Annotated in this window: 18 protein-coding genes; 11 read left to right on the forward strand and 7 right to left on the reverse strand. The window is 65.6% G+C overall.

What is annotated here, in order from left to right; translation table 11 throughout:
• Positions 1-3 precede the first annotated feature (3 nt).
• Positions 4-531, forward strand: a complete 528-nt coding sequence (gene moaB, locus IFT87_RS10360) for a molybdenum cofactor biosynthesis protein B (RefSeq protein WP_031394583.1) — start codon at positions 4-6, stop codon at positions 529-531.
• Between the two features lie 222 nt (positions 532-753).
• A complete protein-coding gene (locus tag IFT87_RS10365; RefSeq protein WP_037527689.1) occupies positions 754-1,038 on the forward strand; it encodes a hypothetical protein in 285 nt (94 codons plus the stop codon).
• A gap of 9 nt (positions 1,039-1,047) precedes the next feature.
• On the opposite strand, the gene IFT87_RS10370 is transcribed toward IFT87_RS10365, so the two are convergent.
• Positions 1,048-1,230, reverse strand: a complete 183-nt coding sequence (locus IFT87_RS10370; protein WP_031394581.1) for a hypothetical protein — start codon at positions 1,228-1,230, stop codon at positions 1,048-1,050.
• A 153-nt stretch (positions 1,231-1,383) separates the two neighbouring features.
• Between IFT87_RS10370 and IFT87_RS10375 the strand changes: the two genes are divergently transcribed.
• Positions 1,384-2,106: an outer membrane protein gene (locus IFT87_RS10375; RefSeq protein ID WP_037527686.1), complete on the forward strand. Its 723-nt coding sequence runs from the start codon at positions 1,384-1,386 to the stop codon at positions 2,104-2,106.
• 82 nt (positions 2,107-2,188) lie between these two features.
• The gene (locus IFT87_RS10380; RefSeq protein WP_037527685.1) at positions 2,189-3,259 is read left to right on the forward strand and encodes a PA0069 family radical SAM protein; all 1,071 of its coding nucleotides are present in this window, start codon (positions 2,189-2,191) and stop codon (positions 3,257-3,259) included.
• A 33-nt stretch (positions 3,260-3,292) separates the two neighbouring features.
• On the opposite strand, the gene IFT87_RS10385 is transcribed toward IFT87_RS10380, so the two are convergent.
• From IFT87_RS10385 to thiS, 4 genes are all read right to left on the reverse strand, one after another.
• Entirely contained in the window at positions 3,293-3,448 is a 156-nt protein-coding gene (locus IFT87_RS10385) for a hypothetical protein (protein ID WP_156360324.1), read from the reverse strand.
• Positions 3,449-3,563: 115 nt separating this feature from the next.
• Positions 3,564-4,226, reverse strand: a complete 663-nt coding sequence (locus tag IFT87_RS10390; protein WP_037527683.1) for an HAD-IA family hydrolase — start codon at positions 4,224-4,226, stop codon at positions 3,564-3,566.
• 141 nt (positions 4,227-4,367) lie between these two features.
• Positions 4,368-4,550 (reverse strand): CsbD family protein, encoded by a 183-nt coding sequence (locus tag IFT87_RS10395; RefSeq protein WP_031394577.1) that lies wholly within the window; start codon positions 4,548-4,550, stop codon positions 4,368-4,370.
• A 105-nt stretch (positions 4,551-4,655) separates the two neighbouring features.
• A complete protein-coding gene (gene thiS / locus IFT87_RS10400) occupies positions 4,656-5,663 on the reverse strand; it encodes a sulfur carrier protein ThiS (RefSeq protein ID WP_081874033.1) in 1,008 nt (335 codons plus the stop codon).
• A gap of 142 nt (positions 5,664-5,805) precedes the next feature.
• Between thiS and aroQ the strand changes: the two genes are divergently transcribed.
• The 6 genes from aroQ (at position 5,806) to glnA (ending at position 10,585) form a co-directional block, all read left to right on the forward strand.
• The gene (gene aroQ, locus IFT87_RS10405) at positions 5,806-6,264 is read left to right on the forward strand and encodes a type II 3-dehydroquinate dehydratase (protein WP_037527679.1); all 459 of its coding nucleotides are present in this window, start codon (positions 5,806-5,808) and stop codon (positions 6,262-6,264) included.
• 14 nt (positions 6,265-6,278) lie between these two features.
• Complete coding sequence (accB, locus tag IFT87_RS10410; protein WP_037527677.1) at positions 6,279-6,767, forward strand: acetyl-CoA carboxylase biotin carboxyl carrier protein; 489 nt, start codon at positions 6,279-6,281, stop codon at positions 6,765-6,767.
• Positions 6,767-8,119 (forward strand): acetyl-CoA carboxylase biotin carboxylase subunit, encoded by a 1,353-nt coding sequence (accC, locus tag IFT87_RS10415; protein ID WP_031438893.1) that lies wholly within the window; start codon positions 6,767-6,769, stop codon positions 8,117-8,119. Before accB ends, accC begins: the two co-directional genes overlap by 1 nt.
• Positions 8,120-8,221: 102 nt before the next feature.
• Positions 8,222-8,557 carry an arsenate reductase family protein gene (locus tag IFT87_RS10420; protein ID WP_192008398.1) on the forward strand — a complete coding sequence of 112 codons (336 nt, stop codon included), beginning with the start codon at positions 8,222-8,224 and terminating at the stop codon, positions 8,555-8,557.
• Between the two features lie 156 nt (positions 8,558-8,713).
• On the forward strand, positions 8,714-9,052 hold the full coding sequence (locus tag IFT87_RS10425) for a P-II family nitrogen regulator (protein WP_031394505.1): 339 nt from the start codon (positions 8,714-8,716) through the stop codon (positions 9,050-9,052).
• A 120-nt stretch (positions 9,053-9,172) separates the two neighbouring features.
• Positions 9,173-10,585 (forward strand): type I glutamate--ammonia ligase, encoded by a 1,413-nt coding sequence (gene glnA / locus IFT87_RS10430; RefSeq protein WP_056674602.1) that lies wholly within the window; start codon positions 9,173-9,175, stop codon positions 10,583-10,585.
• Positions 10,586-10,841: 256 nt separating this feature from the next.
• Here the strand turns inward: glnA and IFT87_RS10435 are convergent, their stop codons facing one another.
• The gene (locus IFT87_RS10435; protein ID WP_037527673.1) at positions 10,842-11,807 is read right to left on the reverse strand and encodes a quinone oxidoreductase family protein; all 966 of its coding nucleotides are present in this window, start codon (positions 11,805-11,807) and stop codon (positions 10,842-10,844) included.
• A gap of 104 nt (positions 11,808-11,911) precedes the next feature.
• Between IFT87_RS10435 and IFT87_RS10440 the strand changes: the two genes are divergently transcribed.
• On the forward strand, positions 11,912-13,336 hold the full coding sequence (locus IFT87_RS10440; protein ID WP_192008518.1) for an aldehyde dehydrogenase family protein: 1,425 nt from the start codon (positions 11,912-11,914) through the stop codon (positions 13,334-13,336).
• Between the two features lie 34 nt (positions 13,337-13,370).
• On the opposite strand, the gene IFT87_RS10445 is transcribed toward IFT87_RS10440, so the two are convergent.
• Complete coding sequence (locus tag IFT87_RS10445) at positions 13,371-15,146, reverse strand: SLC13 family permease (protein WP_107929911.1); 1,776 nt, start codon at positions 15,144-15,146, stop codon at positions 13,371-13,373.
• Between the last annotated feature and the right edge of the window lie 31 nt (positions 15,147-15,177).

A 15,177-nucleotide genomic window follows, 5' to 3' on the forward strand; every position in this document is an offset into this window, starting at 1 on the left:
TTTATGCCAATCGACGAAAGCCGGACCTTCCTGCCGGTCCGGATCGCCGTGCTGACGGTGTCCGATACGCGCGGGCTGGCCGAGGATCGCTCGGGCGATACGCTCGTCGCGCGGCTGGCAGAGGCAGGGCATGTGCTCGCCGATCGCCGGATCGAGAAGGATGACGTCGAGACGATCGTCGCCCGCCTCCACGCCTGGATCGATGATCCGGAAGTCGACTGCGTCATCACCACGGGCGGCACCGGCGTCACCGGCCGCGACGTGACGCCCGAGGCGGTCGAGCGCGTCGCCGAAAAGATGATCCCCGGGTTCGGCGAGCTGTTCCGGATGCTCAGCTACAAGACGATCGGCACGTCGACGGTGCAGTCGCGGGCCTGCGCCTGTGTCGCGCACGGCACCTATATCTTCGCGCTGCCGGGTTCGACCGGCGCTGTGAAGGACGGGTGGGACGGGATCCTGCGCGACCAGCTCGACAGCCGTCACCGGCCCTGCAACTTCGTCGAACTGATGCCGCGCTTGCTCGAGCGCTGACCGCGCACGTCGACGGGCCATGTTTCGGCATCGATTCCCAACTGATGGCGCGATTTCCGCTGGGCGTGGATCGCGCTGATCGCCGCTGCGGGCGAAAAAAACGAGGTTTTAGAGCGCAGAAGCGAAGTGTCTTAGTGTAGTAGTTAACTGGCACGCCAGATGCATTGGTCTTCATGCCGCCCCCGGGCGGCTCGACCTCATCTTCTGGAAGGACACACCGTCATGCCCGCTCTGCCAACCACGCGTACGCTCGGCCGCACCGTCGCCCTCATCACGATCGCCATCGCCGCGGCCGCCAGCCCGACGATCGCGAACGCCGCTCCGCGGGGAAGCGCGACACAGGCCCAGATGACGACGCTGAAATATGATGCGAAGTCGCGCAAATATTGCCTGACCGAACCCGCAGTCACCGGCACCCGCATCGACCGGATCACTTGCCGCACCGCATCCGCCTGGGCCGCGTCGGGCCTCGACATGCCGAAGGAGTTGATCCTCGCCCAGAAATGATCGTGGCGTTCAGCCTCTCGCGGCGTGGATCAGATCGACGAGCTGCTTGTTGATCGCCGCGCCGTGGAGGTGGAGATGCACCGCGTCATACCCCTCGCGGCGCAGTCGCTGGCGCAGGCCGTTGACCGAATCGCACTCGCCGGACCGCGCAAGTTCGAAGGCCCGCTCCACCGTCGTCAGATTCTCTGCCATACCCCGTTCTACGCGCAAAACCGCCGCGCGACCATCCGTGGCGCCTTACCCGGCCTGCCGCGCTTCCGGTTAACGTCCTGTCAGCATTCCCGCGCGATACCAGCCAGGTACCGGCCCGTCGACGACGACGGGCGGCAAGGGGGAAGTATCAATATGCGTAACATCTACCTGCTCGCGCTCGTCGCAGCCGGGGCCGCCACCACGCCGGTCGTGGCGCAGTCGTCCGACGGCCGGACCTATGACGGTCGCGCCTATGACCGATTCGACCGCGATTCGCGCGGCAATCCGGCGAGCCAGGTCTCGGGCCTGCGGGTCGAACCCCGGATCGGCTATGAACGCGTCATTTCCGAGCTGAACGTCGACACGGCGAACGACTCGGCAAGCGTCCGCGTCGGCAAGAGCGGCGTCACCTATGGCGGCGAGGTCGGCTATGACGCGCAGGTCAATGTCAGCGCGGTGCTCGGCGTCTATGCCGGTCTCGAAGGATCGAGCGCGAAGGAGTGCGAGAACGACATCGTGAGCGTGGGCGATCGCACCTGCATCGCCGCGAACCGCAACATCACCGTCGGCGCCCGCGGCGGCTATCTCCTGTCCCCGACCACGCTTCTCTATGTGAAGGGCGGCTTTTCGAGTGGCCGGTTGCGCCTGAGCAACCGCAACGCGACGGTTGAGGAAAACAACGTCGCGGGGTCCGACTCGCTCAGCGGCTTCCACGCGGGGGCCGGTATCCAGACCGCATTCTCGTCGCGCTTCTATGGCAAGCTCGAGTACGTCTACACCGATTATAACGGCTATGAGGTGAACGACGGCACGACCAAGACCAGCCTCGATTTCAGCCGCCACCAGGCGATCGCGGGGTTCGGCGTCAGGTTCTGAACGCGCATGACGACACCGGGCGGCGTCGAGGACGCCGCCCGTTTGTTCTTTATTCGTTCCTCGCCCGATGTTAGTATCGGGCATGACCAGACCCCGCCCGGTACGCGGCGCGACGCTGAACGGCGAAAGCACGCGCTTCAACCTTCCGCAGACCGAAGCGGACGGCGACTGGCTTGATGCGCGCGATGCGATTGACGGCGCGGCACCCCGGCTGCGGACGACCGTCACGGTCGAGCGGGCCAGGACGATCATCAGTCGCAATGCGTCACCCGACATCCCCTTCGACCGCTCGATCAATCCCTATCGCGGTTGCGAGCATGGCTGCATCTACTGCTTTGCCCGACCGAGCCACGCGTTTCACGATCTGTCGCCCGGCCTCGATTTCGAAAGCCGGCTGTTCGCCAAACCCGACGCCGCCGCGCTGCTCCGGGCCGAACTGGCGAAACCGGGGTACAGCGCGCGGCCGATGGCGCTGGGAACCAACACCGATCCCTATCAGCCGATCGAAGCCGACTGGCGGATCACTCGCGGCATCATCGAGGTGCTGGCCGAGACCAACCACCCGCTGACGATCACGACCAAGTCGGATCGCGTCATCCGCGATCTGGACCTGCTCGCCCCGATGGCGGCAAAGGGTCTGGCCGCGGTCGCGTTGTCGATCACGTCGCTCGATCCGAAGATCGCGGCAACGCTCGAACCCCGCGCACCACACCCCGAGCGACGCCTCGCGGCGGTCAGCGCGCTCGCGGCGGCGGGCGTGCCGGTCTATGTCTCGATCGCGCCGGTGATCCCCGCGATTACCGATCACGAGATCGAGCATCTGATTGCGCGCGCCGCACAGGCCGGTGCGCGTTTTGCGTTCTTCATCCCGGTCCGCTTGCCCTGGGAAGTCGCGCCGCTGTTCCGTGCGTGGCTGGACGCGCATTTTCCCGATCGCGCCGGCAAGGTCATGGCGACGATCCAGTCGATCCGCGGTGGACGCGACAATGATCCGGGGTTCGGCAGCCGGATGAAGGGGCAAGGCCCCTGGGCGGACTTGCTGAAGACCAGGTTCGACATCGCCGTGCGCAAGCACGGGCTGAACGCGGAACGGGTCGGACTGCGGTGTGACCTGTTCCGCGCGCCACAGGGGCCGCAGGGGGAGTTATTCTGATCCAGGCCCAGGCGCCGGTTACGGCCCCTGCGATCAGATCAGGCGCAGCGCCTGATCCAGCTGCTCGCGATAATATCGTTCGAGGTCGCGGTGCATCTGCGCGACCGCGGGGTTCGGTGCGATGCGCGCGAGTACGGCCTGGTCGTCCATGAAGCGTTCGAGCTTGGCTGGTCGCACCGGAAATTCCATCCGCCGATCCTGCGCTCAACTCATTACCAGTGTATATCCATAATGCGTCGAAAACAGATCAATCTCGGATAGTTACCCGTCATGCGGCCGGATCGACGATGTCATGATCCAGCCCTTATTCGCGGCCAAGCCGCCAGCGACCAAGACCGTCGGCCGTAAGCTCAACACCGTCATAATCCACAATCGCATGCCGCGCTGCGTCCACGCGGTGGTCGCGGCCATGCGTTGCCGTGATGACGACGACATCGGATCCCGCGGCATCGGCTGCCGCAATACCTGCCGGTGCATCCTCGAAGACAAGACAGTCGGATGCTGGTACACCCAGACGCTCGGCGGCCAGCAGGAAACAGTCGGGCGCGGGCTTGCCGTTCGCGACGTCCTCGGCCGCGATGAACTGCGCCGGGATCGCCAGACCCGCGGCAGCAAGACGCCGCTCGGCCAGCGCGCGCGGTGCCGAGGTCACGATCGTCCAGCGCCCAGCCGGCAGTGTCGCGAGGAAATCAGCCGCACCACGGATCGGGGTAATGTCCCCGACATCCTCCATCTCGGCGGCAGTGATCGCAGCCGCTTCGACGACCGGGTCGACGCCGGGCAGACCCAGCCGCCGAACCGTCTCGACCGATTGAACGCCGTGAATCGTCGGCAGGAAGGTCGCGACATCCAGGCCGTGCGCGATCGCCCATGCCGTCCAGGTCCGCTCGGCCGACGCGATCGACGTGAGGATCGTGCCATCCATATCGAACAGGAAGGCGGCGTAGCTGCGGGTCGGCAGAGTCATACGGTATCTCGCTTGGTCATTTGGCGGTCCTAGTTGGCAGCAGCGCCATTACCAAGCCCGGCGCAGCGCGCGATGGCGACGGCAAAGAAAAAGCCGCTCCGGTTTCCCGAAGCGGCCAAATCTCGTTCATCAAGCCTAAGCTTAGATGTCGTCGCCGAGTGCGCCCTTGACGCTGCCCTTGACGTTCTGCGCAGTACCCTTGGCCTGCTGTGCTTCGCCTTCTGCGACCATACGGTCGTTGTCGGTTGCCTTGCCTACGGCTTCCTTGACGTTGCCTGCGACTTTGTTGCCTGCGGCTGCGACCTTATCGGTGAATTCGCCCATGAGAGCCTCCACTATGTTGTGCGATACGCCAATCGTACCGCTCTGAACTTGTGAGACTATAACGGCCGTCTTTATCGAGGGTTCCGTGACGTTTGCGTCATGGTGTCAGATCAGGCCGGCAAGCGGGCTCGAGGGATCGGCATAACGCCGCTGCCCCATCCGCCCCGCGCGATAGGCAAGCCGCCCCGATTCGACCGCGGATTTCATCGCCGCCGCCATCATCAGCGGATCCTTCGCCTCGGCGATCGCGGTGTTCATCAGCACGCCGTCGCAACCGAGTTCCATCGCCACCGCAGCATCCGACGCCGTGCCGACGCCCGCATCGACGAGCACGGGCACGCCCGCCCCCTCGACGATCAGCCGGATCGTCACGCGGTTCTGGATACCCAGACCCGAGCCGATCGGCGCACCCAGCGGCATGATCGCGACCGCGCCCGCATTCTCCAGCCGCTTGGTCGCGATCGGATCGTCGACGCAATAGACCATCGGCTTGAAGCCCTCGTTCGCCAGGATTTCCGTCGCGCGCAGCGTCTCGACCATGTCGGGATAAAGCGTCTTCGCCTCGCCGAGCACCTCGAGCTTCACCAGCTCCCAGCCGCCCGCCTCGCGCGCCAGCCGCAGCGTCCGGATCGCCGATTCGGCGTCGAAGCAGCCCGCGGTATTGGGGAGGTAGGTAATCTTCTTCGGGTCGATGAAGTCGGTCAGCATCGGCGCATTGCGATCCGAGACGTTGACGCGGCGCACGGCGACGGTGACGATCTCCGCCCCCGACGCCTCGACCGCGGCGGCGTTCTGCGCGAAATCCTTGTACTTGCCGGTGCCGACGATCAGCCGCGAGCGGAAGGTGCGGCCGGCAACCGTCCAGCTGTCGGTGTTGATCGCCGCGGCATGATCGCCGCCGCCGACGAAGTGCACGATCTCGAGGTCGTCGCCATCCTCGACCATCACGTCCGCCAGCGTCGAACGCGGCACCACCTCCATATTGCGTTCGACCGCGATCTTTTCGGGGATGAGGCCCAGCTCGGTCGCGAGCCCTGCAAGGCTGAGGCCGGTGGAGACACGCTTGTGCTCGCCGTTCACGGTGATCGAGACGGTGCCGTCGGAGTGGGGCATGCAGAGTTTTCCGTTCGTTTCGACCGAAGTCGGGAAACCACCCGTCCGCTGCCGGTCTCATGTCTCGACTTCGCTCGACACGAACGGGTAAGGGGGGTGCATATAGAGGGTGGTTTGCCGCCCCTGCAACCAGGAGCAGCCTTTGCCCGCGACAGTCCCTGCCACCGTCCCTGCGACAATCTTCGTCCTGAACGGCCCCAACCTCAACCTGCTGGGGACGCGCGAGCCGGAGATTTACGGCGACGAGACGCTCGACGACATCGCCGGCCAGCTCGAGGATCGAGCGCGCGAGCTCGACCTGACGATCGACATGCGCCAGTCGAATCACGAAGGGCACCTCGTCGACTGGATCCAGGAGGCGCAGGCGCGCGGCGCGAAGGCCGTCATCCTTAATGCCGGCGCATTCACGCATACCTCGGTCGCGGTCCATGACGCGATCAAGGGCGTGAAGACGCCGGTGATCGAGGTCCATCTTTCCAATCCCCACGCCCGCGAATCGTTCAGGCACATCAGCCTGGTCGGACAGGCGGCGAAGGGAACGATCGCGGGTTTCGGCGCGCTTTCGTATCTGCTCGCGCTTGAAGCCGTCGCACGGTTCTGACAGGAGGCCCCGCCATGACCGATACACCAGAAACAACAGGCGCAATGCAGGTCGATGTGACCCTGGTGCGCCAGCTCGCCGAACTGCTCGACACCACGCAGCTGACCGAGATCGAGGTCGAGGACGGCTCGCGCCGGATCCGCGTCGCACGCAAGGCAGCGCAGGCCGCACCCGTCGCGCACTATGCCCCCGCCCCTGCGGCGCCCGCCGTCTCCGCACCGCTGGCGATCCCGCAGGCCGAGGTCGGCGCGTCCGCCCCGGCGATCAGCGCAAGCGCGGTCAAGTCGCCGATGGTCGGCACGGTCTATCTCGCTGCCAACCCCGAGGCGAAGCCGTTCTCGACCGTCGGCCAGAAGGTCAATGCGGGCGACACGCTGCTGATCATCGAGGCGATGAAGGTGATGAACACGATCGTCGCGCCCTCGGCCGGCACCGTCACCGCGATCCTCGTCGAGAACGGCCAGCCGGTCGAATTCGACCAGCCGCTGGTCGTGGTCGAATAATGAAGCAAATCAAGAAGCTGCTCATTGCGAACCGCGGCGAGATCGCGCTGCGGATCCACCGTGCCTGCCATGAGATGGGCATCAAGACGGTGGCGGTCCATTCGACCGCCGACGCCGACGCGATGCACGTGCGGCTCGCGGACGAGGCGATCTGCATCGGACCGCCGTCGGCGACCGACAGCTATCTGAACATCCCCAACATCATCTCCGCCGCCGAGATCAGCGGCGCGGATGCGATCCATCCGGGCTACGGCTTTCTGAGCGAGAATGCGCAGTTCGCCGAGATCGTCGAGCTGCACAACATCCTGTTCGTCGGTCCGAAGCCCGAGCACATCCGCACGATGGGCGACAAGGTCCAGGCCAAGCGCACCGCAGGCGCGCTCGGGCTGCCGCTCGTCCCCGGCTCGGACGGCGCGATCAGCGACATCGCGGAGGCCAAGCGGATCGCCGATGAGATCGGCTATCCGGTTATCATCAAGGCGGCATCCGGCGGCGGCGGTCGCGGCATGAAGGTCGTCACCGACGCCGAAGACCTCGAAACGCAGATGCAGCAGGCCGGCAGCGAGGCGAAGGCCGCGTTCGGTGATGCCACCGTCTACATGGAAAAATACCTCGGCAATCCGCGGCATATCGAATTCCAGATCTTCGGTGACGGCGAGGGCAACGCGATCCATCTCGGCGAGCGCGACTGTTCGCTCCAGCGCCGCCACCAGAAGGTGCTCGAGGAAGCCCCCTCGCCGATCATCACCGCGGAAGAGCGCGAGCGGATGGGCGGCATCGTTGCCAAGGCGATGGCCGACATGGGCTATCGCGGCGCGGGGACGATCGAGTTCCTGTGGGAAGCGGGTGAATTCTACTTCATCGAGATGAACACCCGGCTTCAGGTCGAGCATCCGGTGACCGAGATGATCACCGGCCTCGACCTGGTGCGCGAACAGATCCGCATCGCCGAGGGGCATCCGCTGACGCTGCGCCAGGAAGACGTGCAGTTCCGCGGCCATGCGATCGAATGCCGCATCAATGCCGAGGATCCGCGCACCTTTGCGCCGTCGCCGGGGCTGGTGAAGCTCTATCACGCGCCGGGCGGGATGCATGTCCGCGTCGATAGCGGGCTCTATGCCGGCTACCGCGTGCCGCCCTATTACGACTCGATGGTCGCCAAGCTGATCGTCTACGGCGCGACGCGTCAGGGCGCGTTGCGACGGTTGCGGCGTGCGCTTGAGGAGATGGTGATCGAGGGCGTCACGACGACGATTCCCCTGCACCGTGCACTGCTCGACGATCCTGAGTTTCAGGAGGGCGCGTACACGATCAAGTGGCTGGAAGAGTGGCTCGCCAAGCAGGGGGCGTAAGCGCTCCTGCCACTTAGAATGTTCTCCCGCGAAGGCGGGAGAACAATAACCGGGCGGGACACATGGTCTGGCCGAGGCTAGTCCAATGACGACGGAGCATTCGTGAAGGCGACGATCTACCACAACCCGAAATGCTCCAAGTCGCGCGAGGCGCTCGCGCTGCTGCAAGAGGCCGGTGCGGACGTCACGATCGTCGAATATCTGAAGACTCCCCCGTCGCGCGCCGAACTCGTCCGTTTTTACGACCGGGCGGGCATGACGCCGCGCCATGGCCTGCGCATGGCGGAGGACGGCGCAAAGGCGGTCAAGCATGGCGACACCGAAGCGATCCTCGACGCGATGATGATCGATCCGCTGCTGATCGAGCGTCCGCTGGTCGAGACCGACAAAGGCGTCCGCCTCGGACGGCCCATCGCGCGGCTGCACGAAATTCTGTGATCGCTGCCCCCGCATCGTGCACATCCGTTCCGGATGCTGTATTTTCGGGCAGGGTTTACGGGTGAATCGGTCGTTGCCCAAGGTGGCGACAACTGGCACGTTTGGTGCAAGGCGCCCTGTAGGGCGTTGGTTTCAACGACAATCGGGGGCGTACCTGTGAAAAAGATCGAAGCCATCATCAAGCCGTTCAAGCTTGATGAGGTGAAGGAAGCGCTGCACGAGATCGGCGTAAGCGGCATCACCGTGACCGAGGCCAAGGGCTTTGGCCGGCAGAAAGGCCATACCGAGCTGTATCGTGGCGCCGAATATGTCGTCGACTTCCTGCCCAAGGTGAAACTCGAGGTCGTCGTCGCGGATGGTCTGGCACAACGCGTCGTCGAGGCAATTGCCGCGGCCGCGCAGACCGGCCGGATCGGCGACGGCAAGATCTTCGTCATTCCCGTTGAAAGCGCGCTGCGTATCCGCACCGGCGAGCGCGACGACGACGCGATTTAACGGCCTTACTGACACCGACTTCATTTGACGCGGCGCAACAATCTGTGGAATTAGCGCGCTGCGCCGCACTATCATTTCCGGCATATCTGCCGACCTATCGAGCAAAGAGGGCTTAGCATCATGGCAAATTCGGCCAACGACGTCCTGAAGATGATCAAGGACCAGGAGATCGAGTGGGTCGATCTGCGCTTCACCGATCCCAAGGGCAAGTGGCAGCATCTCACGATGGTCGCCAGCCTGATCGGTGAAGACGAACTGACCGACGGCCTGATGTTCGACGGCTCGTCGATCGAGGGCTGGAAGGCGATTAACGAGAGCGACATGACGCTCAAGCCCGATCTCGACGCGGTTTATGTCGATCCGTTCTCGGCGACGCCGATGATGATACTGATCTGCGACATAGCCGATCCGTCGACCGGCGAGCTCTACGCCCGCGATCCGCGCTCGACCGCCAAGCGCGCCGAGGCGTATCTGCTGACGACCGGCGTCGGCGACACCGTCTATGTCGGCCCCGAGGCCGAATTCTTCATGTTCGACGACGTCCGGTTCGAGAACAGCTATTCGACCAGCTATTACAAGATCGACGACATCGAACTGCCGGGCAATTCGGGCCGTGAATATGAGGGCGGCAATCTCGGCCACCGTCCGCGCGCCAAGGGTGGCTATTTCCCGGTCGCGCCGGTCGATAGCGCCGTCGACATCCGCGGCGAGATGGTCTCGACGATGATCGAGATGGGCCTGCCCTGCGACAAGCATCACCACGAGGTCGCGGCCGCACAGCATGAGCTGGGCCTGACCTTCGGCACGCTGACGCAGACCGCGGATCGCATGCAGATCTACAAGTACGTCGTCCACCAGGTCGCGCACGCGTATGGCAAGACGGCGACGTTCATGCCCAAGCCGATCAAGGAAGATAACGGCTCGGGGATGCACACGCACTTCTCGATCTGGGAAGGCAAGACCCCGCTGTTCGCCGGTAACGGCTATGCGGGCCTCAGCGACATGTGCCTGTATTTCATCGGCGGCATCATCAAGCATGCCAAGGCGGTCAACGCGTTCACCAACCCGACGACCAACAGCTACAAGCGCCTCGTCCCCGGCTACGAAGCGCCCGTGCTGCTCGCCTATTCGGCGCGCAACCGCTCGGCCTCGTGCCGCATTCCGTACGGCACCGGCCCCAAGGCGAAGCGCGTCGAAGTGCGCTTCCCCGACGCGCTGGCCAACCCGTATCTCGCTTATGCGGCGCTGATGATGGCCGGCATGGACGGCATCCTGAACAAGATCCATCCGGGCGAAGCGATGGACAAGAACCTGTACGACCTGCCGCCCGCAGAACTCGCCCAGGTCCCGACCGTCGCGGGGTCTCTCCGCGAGGCACTCGACTGCCTGCTCGCCGATCACGACTTCCTGCTCAAGGGTGACGTGTTCTCGAAGGATCAGATCGAGAGCTATGTCGAGATCAAGCGTGCCGAAGTCGCGCGTTGGGAAATGACGCCGAGCCCGGTCGAGTATGACATGTACTACAGCGGCTAATCTGCCGTGCCGGCAGCTTAGCCGCTGTCGGCCGGCGTCGCCTATGGCGACGACCGACGACGTGGCTTCGCCACGGCGCTGACAGAGAAAAGGGCGCCCGGAGCAATCCGGGCGCCCTTTTCCCGTTGAGGTGCTCTGCAAACTCCACCGACCGGGGAGGCTCAAACTGCACGATACATCCAGACCCTGTGTCCCCGCGGAGGCGGCGCCCCAGTCTGGCCTCCCGCCTTCGCGGGAGAACATGGCTGCGGCGCGCTCAGGCCAGCAGCACGCTACTCCCGAACGTCTCCCCCGCCTCGAGCGCCCGGTGCGCATCTGCCGCGTCTTCCAGCGCGAAGGTCTGGCCGATCTCCGGCTTGAACGCGCCCTGCTTGAGCATCGCGAACACCCGATCGACCATCGCCTGCCGGTGCTCGGCATAATCGAACAGCGTCGGGCGCGTCACGAACAGCGACCCCTTGGCCGCCAGCACGCCCAGATTGACGCCGTCCACCACACCCCCCGCATTGCCATAGCTGACGATCAGCCCGCGCTTCGCCGCACTGTCGAGCGACGCCGCCCACGTTGCGCCACCGACGCCGTCGAGCACCACGGGCACGCCCTTCCCGCCGGTGATCTCGCGCACCCGCGCCGCGATGTCCTCGGACCGGTGGAGAATGACGTGATCGGCCCCCGCCTTGCGCGTCCGCTCGGCCTTTGCCTCGCTGCCGACGCTGGCGATCACGGTCGCGCCGATCGCCTTCAGCCAGCCGACCAGGATATGCCCGACCCCGCCCGCGGCGGCATGGACGAGCACCGTCTGCCCGGCCTCGACGCGCGCGCAGCGTTCGATGAGGAACTCCGCGGTGCAGCCCTTCAGCAGTATCGCCGCCGCGGTGCGGTCGTCGAGCGTGTCGGGCAGGTGGAAGAGCTCGCCCGCGGGCACGTTGCGCTCGGTGGCGTAGGCCCCGTGCGTGGGGCCGAAGGTGCCGACGCGGTCGCCCGGGGCAAAGCCCGTGACCCCCTCGCCCACCGCCATCACCACGCCGACCGCCTCGCTGCCGAGCCCCGAGGGCAACGTTACCGGATAGACGCCGCTGCGGTGATAGGTATCGATATAGTTCAGCCCTACCGCGGTGTTGCGCATCCACACCTCGCCCTTGCCTGGCGCGGGCAGGTCGACGTCGTCCCACTGGATCACCTCGGGGCCACCGGTCGTCCTGATAGTCGCTACGCGTGCCATGCCCGTCTCCTGTTGGTCATGACCCTAACTAGGCTCCGCGTTTCGGGTTGCAACCGATCCGCCCGACGCCCATTCCTCTGCAAAACACGATGCGGAGAGGCATGATGAAGAGCTATCTGAAGCAGTATATCGACGGCGCCTGGGTCGACAGCGACGGCGGCCGAATCCACCAGGTCATCGACCCCTCAACCGAACAGCCCTGTACCGAGATCATGCTCGGCACCGCGGCCGATGTCGACAAGGCGGTCGCCGCCGCCCGTGCCGCGTTCGAAAGCTGGAGCCAGACGAGCGTTCAGGAGCGGCTCGACGTGCTCGGCCGGATCATGACCGAGTACAAGGCGCGCATGCCCGATCTGGCCAAGGCGATGTCGCAGGAGATGGGCGCGCCGATGGCGCTCGCGTCGATGGCACAGGCGCCGACCGGCCTCGCGCATTTCTCCGCGACCGCCAAGGCGCTGGCGGCGTTCGAATTCTCCGAAGTCATCGGCAAGGCGACCGTCGTGCACGAACCGCTCGGCGTCGTCGCGATGATCACGCCGTGGAACTGGCCGCTCAACCAGATCTGCGCGAAGGTCGCGCCAGCGCTGGCGGCGGGCGACACGATGATCCTGAAGCCGTCCGAGGAGGCGCCCACCTGCGCAATCATCCTCGCCGAAATCATGGATGCCGCGGGCGTCCCGGCGGGGGTGTTCAACCTCGTCAACGGCGATGGCCCCGGCGTCGGCGTGGCGCTGTCGAGCCACCGCGACGTCGACATGGTCAGCTTCACCGGGTCGACCCGCGCGGGCATCGCGGTGGCGCAGGCCGCCGCTCCGACGGTCAAGCGTGTCCATCAGGAGCTGGGCGGCAAGGCGGCGAACCTCGTGCTCGAGGGCGCGGACCTCGCCAAAGTCCTGCCGCCGACGGTTGCAGGCGTGCTCGCCAATTCGGGACAGAGCTGCATCGCGCCGACCCGGCTGCTGGTCCATGCCAGCCAGGTCGCCGAAGCCACCGCGATCGTGAAGGCGATGATGGAGCAGACCAAGGTCGGCGACCCCGCCGAGATGGGCCAGCATATCGGCCCCGTCGTCAACAAGGCGCAGTTCGACAAGATCCAGGGGCTGATCCAGTCGGCGATCGACGAGGGTGCGACGCTGGTCACCGGCGGCGTGGGGCGTCCCGACGGGCGCAACGCGGGCTATTACATCCAGCCGACCTTGTTCACCGATGTGCGCCCCGACATGCGGATCGCGCAGGAGGAGACGTTCGGCCCGGTCGCGACGATCACCGCCTATGCCGATCAGGACGAGGGCATCCGCATCGCCAACGCGACCGAATACGGGCTGTCTGCGACGATCTCCGGTGACCCCGCCGCCGCCGCGAAGGTCGCATCTAAGCTGCGCGCTGGGCTGGTCACGATCAATTCGTGGAGCCCCGACATCGGCGCACCGTTCGGCGGCTACAAGAAATCGGGCAATGGCCGCGAGAATGGCCGCTACGGGCTGACCGATTTCATGGAAGTGAAGACCGTGGTCGGCCTGCCTGGCTGATGCCGCCGACGCCCCCTCCCCCGCGGGAGGGGGCTCAGTGCATCGGCCAGACCGCGACGATCAACGGCGTGCCGACCAGCAGCACCAGCAGCGACAGTGGCGCGCCGAGCCGGGCATAGTCACTGAACTTGTAGCCGCCCGGCCCCATCACCAGCGTGTTGCACTGATGACCGATCGGCGTGAGGAAGTCGCACCCTGCGCCGACCGCGGTCGCCATCAGAAACGCCTCGGGCCGGTAGCCCAGATCGCCCGCAAACGTCGCCGCGATCGGCGCCATCACCAGCACGGTCGCGGCATTGTTCAGGAACGGCGTCACCGCCATCGCCGCCGCCAGGATCAGCGCGACCGCCCCCCAGGGCGGCAGCGTCGATGCAGTCGCGGACAGCCAGGTCGCGATGACGTCCGATGCACCGGTGGTACGAAGCGAATCGCTGACCGGGATCAGCGCGCCGAGCATGATCAGGATCGGCCATTCGACATGGTCATAGGCCTCGCGCACCGGCAGCACACCGGTCGCCATGATCAGCCCCGCCGCGGCGAAGAACGCCACCGCCACGGGCACGAACCCCATCGCCGTTGCCCCCATCGCGACGCCAAGGATACCGATCGGCAGCCAGCTGCGCTTCGACACGCCAAGCCGCATCTCGCGCTGTGCCAGCGGCAGGCAGCCCAGGTCGCGCAGCTTGCCGGGCAGCTGTTCGAGCGGCCCCTGCAGCACCAGCACGTCGCCCGCGCGCAGCTCGATATTCGCCAGTCTGCGCGACAGATGCTCGCCCTGTCGCGAGATCGCGATCAGATTGACCCCGAACCGCGCCTGCAGCGCAAGCCGGGCCGCGGTCCGCCCCGCCAGCGGCGAACCGACATTGACGACCGCCTCAATCACGCCGACTTCATCGTCGTCCGCCTGATCCGCCTTTTCGCGGTCCTCGCCTTCGAGCTTCAGCCGGTCGCGCGCGATCACGCGTTCGAGCGCATCGGGTTCGCCGCCGAGGATCAGTACATCGCCAGCCCTCAGGTGCGTATGCTCGTTCGGCGCGCTGCGCATGCCCGCGCGCAGGATCCGCGTGATCGACACCTCGCCGTCGTGCCGTGCGAGAAAATCCTCGACCGACTCGTCGACCGCGGGGGACGTCTCGGGGATCGCGGCTTCGGTGATATACCCCTTGATGTCGAGCGCCTCGCCCATCGTCGGCGCAGCCCGCCGGTCGCGCGGCAGCAGGCGATAGGCGAAGCGCAGATAGATCAACCCCATCACCGTCAGCCCGAGCCCGACCGGGGTATAATCGAACATCCCGAACGGCTGCCCGGTCATCTGCTCGCGGACGCGGCTGACGATGATGTTGGGCGAGGTACCGACAAGCGTGATGAGACCGCCGAGCAGCGACGCGGTCGCCATCGGCATCAGGAACACCGATGGCGAGGTGTTGTTCTTCTTCGCCATCTGGAACGCCGCAGGCATCAGCATCGCCAGCGCGCCGATATTCTTGACCAACGCAGACGAGAACCCCACCGACGCCGTCAGGACCACAAGCTGCGACCGAACCCGCGTGACCCGCTTTGCAAGCTTTGCGAGCGCGAGTTCGATCACCCCCGAGCGCTGGACCGCCGCCGAGATGACGAGCGCCGAACCGACGATGATGACGATGTCGTCGGAAAAGCCCTTGAAGGCATCCTTCGGGCTGACGATCCCCAGCGCGATGCTCGCGAGCAGGGCCAGGATCGCGGTGACGTCATAGCGAAACCGTCCCCAGATGAAGAGCATCATCATGCCGATGAGCGTGGCGATCGAAAGAGATTGGGGAAGGGTCATCTGGCCTCGATATGTAACGGCAGATCAACCA

Origin of the sequence: Sphingomonas sp. CFBP 8765 (assembly GCF_014841445.1) — a bacterium.
Taxonomy (GTDB): domain Bacteria; phylum Pseudomonadota; class Alphaproteobacteria; order Sphingomonadales; family Sphingomonadaceae; genus Sphingomonas; species Sphingomonas aerolata.